The following is a 1,747-nucleotide window of genomic DNA, read 5'->3' as shown; positions in this document are numbered from 1 at the left end:
GTCGGTCATGCGCTGGCGCAGTGGACTGGCGTTTGCCTGTGAGGAGGTCATGATTCGGCTCCTGTTGGAGAGCGAGGCGGATTGCCTCATTCGCCAACATACGGAACCGCGCGGCGGACCTCCCATGAACCGCACGCGCTGGCCGGAGCCCCCTACCGCGCGAGCGGTTTCGTTCTTCGGCCAGATGGAGCCATTCGGCCAATGCCCGCGATCGTCCCTTCATAGGGGGACAGGGGACGCACATCGCGGACGGGATCGTCGATCTCGCCGCAATCTCATATGCGACGCGGTTCACGGCATTAGTCGCTGGCGGTGGCGCGAGAGAACGAATTCTGGAACTCCCGTCCAGTCTTGTACAAGTGGCCTAGTGGCACTAACCTGACCACCATGCACCGGCGCGAATCGCGTCGATCCGACGTCGTGTTGCGGCAGGGTAAACCCTGTGGATGGGTGACATGGAACAAGACGAATTCAGTGTCTTTGAGCGTCAGGGCTGGGAAACGGTCGCACAACCGTATCACTCGTATTTCGGCGAATTGACGATGCAGTCCAATGATGCGCTGCTCGACGCGCTTGAGGTACGTGCCAGCGTCCAGCTTCTTGATGTCGCGTCGGGGCCCGGCTATCTTGCGGCTGCTGCGGCGCGTCGTGGCGCCGATGTCGTCGGCGTCGATTTCGCGGACGCGATGGTTCAGCAAGCGCGACGCATTTTTCCCGACCTCGCATTCCGGTCCGGCAGTGCCGAAGATCTGCCTTTTCCGGATATGAGTTTTGACGCGGTCGGTATCAGCTTCGGAATGCTGCATTTCTCTCGTCCCGAGGCGGCGCTCGCCGAAGCGTTTCGGGTGCTGCGCCCGGGCGGCAGAATCGCGTTTACCGTTTGGGCGCCTCCGGACCAGGCCGTTGGATTTGGGATGGTGCTCAAGGCCATTGAGAAGTACGGCCGCATGGATGTCCAACTACCTCCCGGGCCTCCGTTCTTCCGCTTCAGCGACTCACACGAATCGGAGCGTGCGCTGCTTGATGCGGGCTTCGTTGAGCCCCGCATCAAGGAAGTCAGTCAAACTTTGCGTATCCGCGCGCCCGAAACGCCTTTCGACGTTCTGATGCGCGGCGGTGTGCGCGTCGCGGCGATCTTGAAGGCGCAGTCACCGGAGGCGCTGGCTTCGATCCAGAAAGCTGTGTCCGACGATGCGGCAACGTATACGGACAACGGCGAGGTGCGAGTCCCGATGCCGTGTGTGCTCGCGTCTGCAAGAAAGCCCTGAATGGTCGGCGGCAGTACGTTGGGCCTCCGTAGCCTCGCTCCTGCCCGGTAACGGCGCGCAGCGGTGTCGGCCTTTGGTGCAACGAAAGGAAAAACGCGTGGATCGACGTTGTACAGACCAGCGTTCTGGTGGCACGTTGGTGGTCGACCTGAGCTCGCTGCTGATTGCTTTCCAAACGATCTCTCTTGGCGACAGTTCCAGTGCCGCGTGCGGCCAACGCTTCTTTCATCCGCGTGCCTGAAAGTAACGCGCCAAAAATGTCTACATTGCATGATAAGCAGGCTGGCGCGCTCTTCCAGCTCGTTCGAAGAAAGCCAGGAAGAGTGGCAATGACCACCGTCTCGTCTCGACGCCTGAGCGGACGGTGACGGCTTCCTGGCGGCTGACCGGAGTGGGTCGATCAGAGCCGGTCGTCGTCGGGCTCAGTTCGTTAAGGGTTGTTCGACGCCTGCCATCGTCCGCAGGAATGTGAGTGCGCC

Annotated in this window: 1 protein-coding gene; it reads left to right on the top strand. The window is 61.4% G+C overall.

Translation table 11 applies throughout. The annotated features are described in order from the left end of the window. The first annotated feature begins 455 nt into the window (after positions 1-455). Positions 456-1,268 carry a class I SAM-dependent methyltransferase gene (locus tag M0D64_RS44720; protein WP_266262303.1) on the top strand — a complete coding sequence of 271 codons (813 nt, stop codon included), beginning with the start codon at positions 456-458 and terminating at the stop codon, positions 1,266-1,268. Positions 1,269-1,747: the final 479 nt, after the last annotated feature.

The sequence above is a fragment of the Paraburkholderia sp. WS6 genome (assembly GCF_030464835.1).
Taxonomy (GTDB): domain Bacteria; phylum Pseudomonadota; class Gammaproteobacteria; order Burkholderiales; family Burkholderiaceae; genus Paraburkholderia; species Paraburkholderia madseniana.
This window is presented reverse-complemented; position numbering and strand designations above follow the sequence as displayed.